At 56.4% G+C, this 8,132-nt stretch carries 8 protein-coding genes and 1 tRNA gene; 2 read left to right on the top strand and 7 right to left on the bottom strand.

What is annotated here, in order from left to right:
- Window positions 1–126 precede the first annotated feature (126 nt).
- Window positions 127–202, bottom strand: a tRNA-Asn gene (locus AD948_RS00990).
- A gap of 127 nt (window positions 203–329) precedes the next feature.
- Here AD948_RS00990 and AD948_RS00985 point away from each other — a divergent pair.
- Complete coding sequence (locus tag AD948_RS00985; RefSeq protein ID WP_082666550.1) at window positions 330–1,370, top strand: ABC transporter substrate-binding protein; 1,041 nt, start codon at window positions 330–332, stop codon at window positions 1,368–1,370.
- 32 nt (window positions 1,371–1,402) lie between these two features.
- Here the strand turns inward: AD948_RS00985 and AD948_RS00980 are convergent, their stop codons facing one another.
- A complete protein-coding gene (locus AD948_RS00980) occupies window positions 1,403–2,284 on the bottom strand; it encodes a DMT family transporter (RefSeq protein ID WP_248845865.1) in 882 nt (293 codons plus the stop codon).
- A gap of 83 nt (window positions 2,285–2,367) precedes the next feature.
- On the opposite strand from AD948_RS00980, the gene AD948_RS00975 reads away from it, so the two are divergent.
- Window positions 2,368–2,925, top strand: a complete 558-nt coding sequence (locus AD948_RS00975; protein WP_006560282.1) for a helix-turn-helix domain-containing protein — start codon at window positions 2,368–2,370, stop codon at window positions 2,923–2,925.
- A gap of 541 nt (window positions 2,926–3,466) precedes the next feature.
- Here AD948_RS00975 and AD948_RS00970 read toward each other — a convergent pair.
- The 5 genes from AD948_RS00970 to AD948_RS00950 all read right to left on the bottom strand — a co-directional run.
- The gene (locus tag AD948_RS00970; RefSeq protein ID WP_156478878.1) at window positions 3,467–4,165 is read right to left on the bottom strand and encodes a hypothetical protein; all 699 of its coding nucleotides are present in this window, start codon (window positions 4,163–4,165) and stop codon (window positions 3,467–3,469) included.
- Between the two features lie 242 nt (window positions 4,166–4,407).
- Window positions 4,408–4,863 (bottom strand): hypothetical protein, encoded by a 456-nt coding sequence (locus tag AD948_RS00965; protein ID WP_061470308.1) that lies wholly within the window; start codon window positions 4,861–4,863, stop codon window positions 4,408–4,410.
- Window positions 4,864–4,976: 113 nt separating this feature from the next.
- Window positions 4,977–6,182 carry a pyridoxal phosphate-dependent aminotransferase gene (locus AD948_RS00960; RefSeq protein ID WP_061470307.1) on the bottom strand — a complete coding sequence of 402 codons (1,206 nt, stop codon included), beginning with the start codon at window positions 6,180–6,182 and terminating at the stop codon, window positions 4,977–4,979.
- A 2-nt stretch (window positions 6,183–6,184) separates the two neighbouring features.
- The gene (locus tag AD948_RS00955) at window positions 6,185–7,387 is read right to left on the bottom strand and encodes a pyridoxal phosphate-dependent aminotransferase (RefSeq protein WP_035380499.1); all 1,203 of its coding nucleotides are present in this window, start codon (window positions 7,385–7,387) and stop codon (window positions 6,185–6,187) included.
- Window positions 7,388–7,581: 194 nt separating this feature from the next.
- Window positions 7,582–8,132, bottom strand: a 551-nt coding sequence (locus tag AD948_RS00950; protein ID WP_248845864.1) for a glutamate--tRNA ligase family protein, incomplete at its 5' end; no start/stop codon positions are given.

Here is an 8,132-nt window from a genome sequence, read left to right as displayed (position 1 = left end):
GCAACCGCAACCGCAACCGCAACCGCAACCGCAACCGCAACAAAGCGGCGGCATTATCGGCCCACATGCAAGCATAATTTTATGCTAGACGAGGCGGTGCATCAAATTGTCAGGGAAAAATCTGGCTGGCTCCCGAAGTAGGACTCGAACCTACGACCCAGCGATTAACAGTCGCTTGCTCTACCAACTGAGCTATTCGGGATCAGCGAGGCACCGTATAACCGGGTTCCCGGCGGGTCGTAAACCCCCTTTTTTCATTTTTTTTCATTTCCGGTTTCCCTTGCAGGACGACACCCGGAAAAACACGGTGTAGGAAGGATTTCATGAGCATGAACGGATCTTCTTCCACCCCGGTTTTCCGCCGCCGTATTCTGTTAAGCAGCCTTGCGGGGCTGGCCGTGGCGGGGGGAGTGAGCGCCTATGAACTCCACCGCGCCAACCGTCCACCGCACAAACAACCCGACGGCCGTTACAGAAAGCTCACCATTGCGTGGCCACATGCCACCACGGCCCCTGTGCTGGCTGTGGCGTATCAGAAAGATTTTTTTGCCCGCTACAGCTTAGAACTGGAAACCGCCGGGGACTTTCTGGATGGCTCTGAAGCACTGGATGCGCTAGAACACGGCAAGGCCACTTATGCCGTTGCACCAGCCCTGACATGGCTGCCACGCCTGCATGCGGGCCTGTCAGCCAGCCTTGTGCTGGGTATTCAGCCCGGCGTGTTCCGCCTGCTGGTGCGGCGTGGCTCCGGCGTGACCCGGCTGGACCAGTTAATGAACCGCCCCGTAGGCGTGCCAGACCTGAATGCTGCGGATAAACTGTTCTTTGCCATCATGATGCGCCGCAAGGGCATTAACGCCATGTCTGGCGTGAACTGGAAAACCCTGCCTGCCGAAGAGCTTCTGGGAGCTTCACAGCGCAAGGAACTGGATGCCGTTGTGGCGCATGATCCGCTGGCGTGGCAGTTGCTCAACCAGAGTGATGGTCTGTTTGCGGAACTGGTCAGCAGCAACACCGGCCATTATGCGGACCGTACAAACCTGATTCTGGGTGTCAGCAACAGTGCTTTTGAAGAAGACCCGGATGCCGCAACGGCCCTGACCCTCGCCCTGCGGGACGCCGCAAAATGGACCAACACGCACCGGAGCGAAGCCGCAACCCTGGTGGCGGATGATACCCCGACCATGACGCCAGACAACGTGCTGGCCATGCTGAACAGTGAGCCAACAATCCGCCCCGTTACCGGCCACGCCCTGCGCGAACAGATGGCCCAGTATTGCGATGAACTGCAACTGATCTCCCTACTACCGGAAACCGAGAGCGCCGCGGATCTGGCGAAAACGTACACGCGCAACGTGTTGCGAGGATAACAACCCTGCCGCAGATTGCGGAGGCTAAACAGCTAACGCGCTTCTTCCATTTCGGCGGAGCGGGTAACTCTCGCTTTCCGCGAGCGCGGCAGGCGCAACTCGCTCGCCAGCACGCCCGCAACAATCAGCCCAGCGCCGATTAAAGCAGAAGCTGGCAGAACCTCTCCTGCCATGCGCCCGACCAGCCCGGCCCATACGGGCTCGCCTGCATAAATAACGGTGGCTCTGGTAGGGGAAACGGTTTTCTGCGCCCAGTTCATGGCAAACTGGATAATGGCCGTCATGGCTCCAAGCCCAACAGCTGCGGCAACCCATGTCCAGGAAAAGGGTGGCACGGCCTCGCCTGCAAGCGGCATGGTGCAAAAGGCCAGCAGCCCCGCCACCAGAAGCTGCACCATGGTCACTCGGCGGCTATCCACACCCGGCGCAAAACGGCTGATCAGAATGATTTCCACGGCAATGGCCAGCGCACACAACAGCGTGGAGATTTCTCCGGCACTGAACTGTAGGCCGGTGGCGGCACTCGGGCCTGTCAGCAGCACAAGCCCTACAAAGGCGCAAGCAACGCCAACCCAGCTCATGGCATGGGGCCTGCGGCGCAGGACCGCCCATTGCAGAAACGGAACCATTGGCACATACAATGCCGTAATAAAGGCGGACTGGCTGCTGGGAATGGTTTTCAGCCCCAGCGTTTGCAGACTGTAGCCCAGAAACACCGCCACCCCGATACAGGCCCCGGCCTTGACCTCATGCCGCCGGAATCCGCCCAGCGATTTATGGAACAGCACCACGGACATGATACCCGCCGTTATGAACCGTACCCCAACAAAAAAAAGCGGCCCGGTATGGCGCAGGGTGTTATGAATGATAAGGAACGTTGCCCCCCACAACATGGTAATGCCAATCAAAATCATCTCCTGACGAGAGAGCATCTTGACTGGCAGCTCAGAGGTGGGATGAATTCGGTTCATAGGTTTCAGCATATATGGGCACTATAATGCACAATCAAGCCCCGCGTTCCGATGTTCTTGCCCATGTCGGAACAAACCTCCGCCGTCTGCGCAAGGAAGCGGGCCTGAGCCAGGAAGCTCTGGCGGCGGCCTCTGGCATCAGCCGCCGCATGATTGTGAATCTGGAAACCGGCAACGCCAATATCAGTCTGGGCACGCTGGACCGCCTGGCGGAAGCCCTGAACACGTCCTTCCTGAAACTGGTCAGCAACCCCGAGCGTGAAATCCGGCGGCTGGAGGAAGTGATGTGGCGCGGCGTAGGGCCACAGAGCCAGGCCACATTGCTGGGGGCCGCCCCTGCCCGGCATGATACCCAGCTCTGGCTGTGGTCTCTGGAAGTAGGCGAGCGTTACACGGCTGATCCGGACCCGGAAGGCTGGCATGAAATGATTTTTGTGCTGCAAGGGACGTTGCGGCTGGATTTTGACACGGAAAGCCAGATTGTGCCGACCAATGACTTCACCATCTATAGCAGCGCCCAGAACTACGCCTATCAGAATGTCGGGAACGGCGTTTTGCGCTTTATCCGGTCTGTGTCGTCCTGATCTTCAGGTATCCGTCCAGTCCCTTACAATACAAACTGGTTTTAAAAGCAGTTCTTCATCCGCACGCGCTAGCTGCGCTTGCGCGACCACAGTTCAAAACAACGGTGCCAATCCGTGCACATTCTTATTGCCACGCGCTGTAGCATGCGTGACCGCCCACTACTTTACAGGGATTGGGATTCCGCCTCCGCCCTGTTGTGGTTTCTCTTCTGCCGTCAGGCGTTGCAACAAGAGCCACATCTTTTGGTATCGAAAAAAACCGCTGACATGGGTGCCCAGATGAGAGCGGTGGATAATCCTGAAACATGACAACTCGTGGTTAGAGCAGGCGCTTTATGGATGACAATCTGGATAGAATAGACACCTGTCAGACGGAAACCTCAGATACAGGAAAAGCTCAAAAACTCTGCAGTTTCATTCTACCAGAAAAGTAGAGATCGGCTTTCAGGGGTCATCGATTTGGCGGCAGTCAAGGATGACAGAGTTTCTGACCAGAACGTGTGGTGTGTTTATCCGTGCGCCCCTAATGTCCTTTGACCCATCAGATCAGTTTGATTCCCTCTTTATCTTTTAATTTGTCGTAAAGCAGGCCATATTTCTTTTTATTCTTTTCCCATTTGTCCTCAAGTTCCTTGCCCAATTTTGCTGCAATCGGGCCAAGAACAGGAGGCTCCTTAACCCATTCTCCCCCAGTGGTGGAATTCCAGAGATGCTGGAAGGTCAGTCCAACCAGCCCGGATTTTTCAACCACATCTTTCAGGACATCTGTGCAAAGTCTCATGATCGGATCTTCATGAGGAATAAAAATAGCAGGTGCCTCTCTCAGTCGGCTCGGATCAAAAACCCATCGATTGACTTCAGACCACAAATTTAGTTTTTCAATCCCAATTCTTCCCTCAATCTTTCCCTTGACCGTGCAGTCATAGCGGGCAGTGCATTTGAACCACCAGTAAAAGCGTTCACCGACTTTGACGGGCCGGAACTCACCGCAAGCCTCTGTTAGAGGCTGAAGCAGGGTTTTTGCCGTTTCATCAAGAATAAATTCGTTACCAGCATAATAAGGGATAAAGTCCACATCTGTTGTGAATTTACTCAAGCGGATTGGATAGAGTTCCCAGTCTTCCAAAGCGATATCATTGGGGAAGACGGGTTGTCTTTTACCGTCCATTATTCTTGCTGCGGGTGAAATGCGACCGTATTGAAGATTACTGCTGACTCGATAGACATTTATTTCTGACATCGTAGATTTCTTTATCCGTTGGTAAGAATATCGGCACCCGAAATGACGTCTTGCAGCAGCTCTGTCTGTGCGTCGCCACTGTCCTTTGCGCGTTTTTTGCCAAACTCTCTTAGTTCTCCACGGATTACGACCTGTCTGGTCTCTAACCCACCATAGGTGCGTCTGACATCCTTTGACCCATCAGATCAGTTTGATTCCCTCTTTATCTTTTAATTTGTCATAATAAAGAAAAAAACAGTTTTTTACTTAGAACAGGATTTCAGCATAAAAACCTGCTGCTCAGGCTTTAACCTGTCTTCTACAGGATAAAGAAGCCCCAAAAGGTCCACAAAAATAATGCTTTCTGCAGCACTTTCCCCAGTTTTTGGGAAATTTCTGTTTATATGACGGGCATCCTGCATGAAGATGACATCCGTCGAGCCTTTACCGCCAATCCGATACGCGAAAATACGCTCACTCGGTCCAACATCCAGAACGAGTTTGATGGATTTTCCAGTTCTGAGACTCTTTATGAATGCATATTTTGTCCATCCCCGGCGAACGAGATCATCCATATCCACATGGAAACGGTAATCCCCATTTTCCGAGACATATTCAGCCTTTTCCCATTTGCAGGAGGAGGATGCAAAAGCAGGAAGGCCGATCAGCCAGACACTCAGGACTGCTCCGAATAAGATGCCATAACGCCGGATGGACATACTCCCGACTCCCCAATAACTCTCCCTCGCCTTACCTTAATGTAAGACAAGAGAGAGTGGTGAGAAAGAAACGCGGCTGACACTCTTACCCGTAAACGCGCCCCAGCCAGCCGTTAATGCAGATCGTCCACAAACCGGGCAATGCGGGTGCAGGCTTCTTTCAGGTCTTCATCACGGGTGGCGCAGGAAAGGCGCAGATAGGGAGACAGCCCGAACGCTGAACCCGGAACCGTGGCCACATGCGCTTCTTCCAGCAAAGCCACTGCAAAATCATGGTCGGTTTCCAGCCGGGTTCCGCCTGCTGTTGTGCGGCCAAGGCAACCCGCCACACCCGGATAGGCATAAAATGCCCCTTCCGGCATGGCGCAGGTCAAGCCGGGCACAGCACGTAAAGCCTCGACCACCATCTTACGGCGGCGGCTGTATGTTTCGGCCATGGTGCGCACCAGATCAGCCGGACCATCCAGCGCGGCGGCGGCGGCGGCCTGTGCAATGGTGCAGATGCCGGATGTGGCGTTTCCCTGCACACCGCGCATGGCGGCAATCAGATCTTTCGGGCCACCGGCAAAGCCTACGCGCCAGCCGGTCATGGCATAGGCTTTGGAGACACCATTCAACGTGATGGTGCGGTCTTTCAGATCGGGCGCTACGGCCGCAATCGATGCCGACTGCACGCCATCAAAAACCAGATGTTCATAGATCTCATCAGACAGAATCCATACATCCGGGTATTGCCGCAGCACCTCTGCCACGGCGTGCAGATCAGCCTGTTCACACACCGCGCCGGTAGGGTTGTTTGGGAAGTTCAGCACCACCCAGCGCGTGCGGGGGGTCATGGCCGCAGCCAGCACCTCGGCTTTCAGGCGAAAGCCGTCTTCTTCCCGACAGGGCGCATAGACCGGCACACCACCAAACATGCGGGCAATAAGCGGATAACTCACCCAATAAGGGGCGGGCACCACCACTTCATCCCCATCATTCAGGGTGGCCATGAAGGCGTTGAAAATAACCTGTTTGCCACCGTTGGAGACCATGATCTCGTCCGGGGCGTAGTCCAGCCCGTTCTCGCGGCTGAACTTGCGGGCAACTGCCGCCTTCAGCGCCGGGGTGCCATCAACTGGCGGATATTTGGTCTGCCCGGCCAGCGCTGCCTGATGCGCAGCCTCCACCACGGCGGCTGGCGTGGGAAAATCCGGTTCCCCCAACGCCAGAGAAATCACCTGTTTGCCTTCTGCCCGCAGGGCACGGGCGCGCCGCGCCATTTCAATGGTGGCAGGCGCGGGCAGCCCTTGCATCCGGCGGGCAAAAGAGCGGACCATGCTTACACAAGCCCCGCACAGAACCGCTGGATGCGCGCGCAGGCTTCCCGCAGGCTTTCCGTATCCGTGGCATAGGAAATCCGCATATGGCCCGGATACATGAAGGCGGAGCCATGCACGGCAGCCACCCCTTCTTCTTCCAGCAGAGCCGTTACGAACGCTTCATCCGTATCCAGCTTGTGGCCACCGGCAGAGGTCTTGCCCAGACAACCTTCCAGAGACGGAAACACGTAAAACGCGCCTTCCGGCTTATCACACTGCAAGCCTTTTGCCTGATTGAGCATGGACACCACCAGATCACGCCGGCCCTGATAGGTTGTCACCATCTCGCCAATAAAGTTCTGCGGGCCGGTCAGCGCTTCAACCGCAGCGGCCTGTGCAATGGAGCACGCGTTGGAGGTGGATTGCCCCTGCAACTTGTTCATGGCCTTGGTCATTTCCACCGGTGCGCCAGAGAACCCAATGCGCCAGCCGGTCATGGCATAGGCCTTTGAAACACCGTTCATGGTCACGGTGCGGGCACGCAGGCGGGGTTCCACTTCCACAAACGTGGCGGGGCGGAAACCATCGTACGCCAGCTTGGCGTAAATATCGTCCGTAAAGACCCACACATGCGGGTGGCGCAGCAGCACATCACACAGCGGGCGCAGGTCTTCAGCGGAATAAGCTGCCCCCGTGGGGTTGCACGGGGAGTTCAGGAAGAACCATTTGGTGCGCGGCGTAATGGCGGCTTCCAGTTCCTCAGCGGTCAGCTTGAAGCCGTTTTCACGCTTGCAGGGCACAATCACCGGCACGCCTTCCGCCAGCGTAACAATATCGGGGTAGGACACCCAGCACGGAGCCGGAATAATGGCTTCATCCCCGGGGTTCAGGGAGGCCATCATGGCGTTGTAGATCACCTGCTTGCCGCCGGTGGAAACAATCACTTCCTCGGGCGTGTAATCCAGCCCGCTATCCATGCGGAAGCGTTCCGCCACGGCCTTGCGCAGTTCGGGGGTGCCCGCAACGTCGGTGTAGCGGGTTTTGCCGTCTTCAATCGCCTTCATGGCGGCGCGGGCAATATTGTCCGGGGTGCGGAAATCCGGCTCTCCGGCTGAAAGGCTGATAATATCCCGACCTTCCGCCTTCAGCGCGCGGGCCTTGGTCGAAATAACAATCGTCTGACTGGGGCTGATCCTGTTCAGACGGTCAGCGACAATGCTCATGATTTCCACACTTCCTGACTCAATTTTTCATTCTCGCCGCCTCAGGCGGCCGAAGCATTAATGGGAGATGATTCCAAAAATCCCGCTTCGCGCGGCACAGTAATGCGCTTCTGCCTCCGGCGGAACCGGAGAAAGGCCTTTCTGCCATGATTTTTACGTAAGGCGCGGCTCTTCTCGTGCTGCCCCGGCTCTTTTCAGGTGGAGCAACCCGCAAACACCGCCATGGCCCGCACGGCTTCCGGTGTCATGCCCGCTGCGCGCATCTCCCGCACAGACGCCGCACCATCCCGTTTGGACAGCCGCCGTCCCTGCGCATCACATAAAAGCGGATGGAACACATAAGTGGGCGTACGCCACCCCATAAGCGCCTGCAACAGTCGGTGCAGGTCCGTGGCCGGGCGCAAATCCTCCCCCCGTGCCACCAACGTGACACCCTGCATGGCATCATCATGCGTGACACAAAGGTGATAAGACGCTGGCACATCCCGACGCGCCAGCACGACATCGCCAAACAATTCCGGCGTGCAGACCACCTGCCCCCGGTCCAGATCTTCATAAACCAGCGGCCATACGGAACGCTTCATCTGAAAATGGTCCTGCTCAGTGCCGCCGCCAGTGCGCGCCTGTTGCTGCTCTTCGCCCCTCCTCCCCTGCGTTTGTTCTGGGGCATGCAGAGAATGCCCGCACTGTGATCGTGCGGGAAGTGCTTCTGCTTCTGCTTCTGCTTCTGCTTCTGCTTCTGCTT

The sequence above is a fragment of the Acetobacter senegalensis genome, from assembly GCF_001580995.1.
Taxonomy (GTDB): Bacteria; Pseudomonadota; Alphaproteobacteria; order Acetobacterales; family Acetobacteraceae; genus Acetobacter; species Acetobacter senegalensis.
The sequence above is the reverse complement of the archived record's forward strand: the minus strand, read 5'-3'. Positions and strand labels throughout refer to the sequence as shown.

What these genes read in the sequence shown, in the direction of transcription:
- AD948_RS00985 (WP_082666550.1), top strand. Translation starts at nt 330, where the DNA reads ATGAACGGATCTTCTTCCACCCCGGTTTTCCGCCGCCGTATTCTGTTA.
- AD948_RS00965 (WP_061470308.1), bottom strand. Translation starts at nt 4,863, where the DNA reads ATGTCCATCCGGCGTTATGGCATCTTATTCGGAGCAGTCCTGAGTGTC.
- AD948_RS00970 (WP_156478878.1), bottom strand. Translation starts at nt 4,165, where the DNA reads ATGTCAGAAATAAATGTCTATCGAGTCAGCAGTAATCTTCAATACGGT.
- AD948_RS00955 (WP_035380499.1), bottom strand. Translation starts at nt 7,387, where the DNA reads ATGAGCATTGTCGCTGACCGTCTGAACAGGATCAGCCCCAGTCAGACG.
- AD948_RS00980 (WP_248845865.1), bottom strand. Translation starts at nt 2,284, where the DNA reads ATGATTTTGATTGGCATTACCATGTTGTGGGGGGCAACGTTCCTTATC.
- AD948_RS00960 (WP_061470307.1), bottom strand. Translation starts at nt 6,182, where the DNA reads ATGGTCCGCTCTTTTGCCCGCCGGATGCAAGGGCTGCCCGCGCCTGCC.
- AD948_RS00975 (WP_006560282.1), top strand. Translation starts at nt 2,368, where the DNA reads ATGCACAATCAAGCCCCGCGTTCCGATGTTCTTGCCCATGTCGGAACA.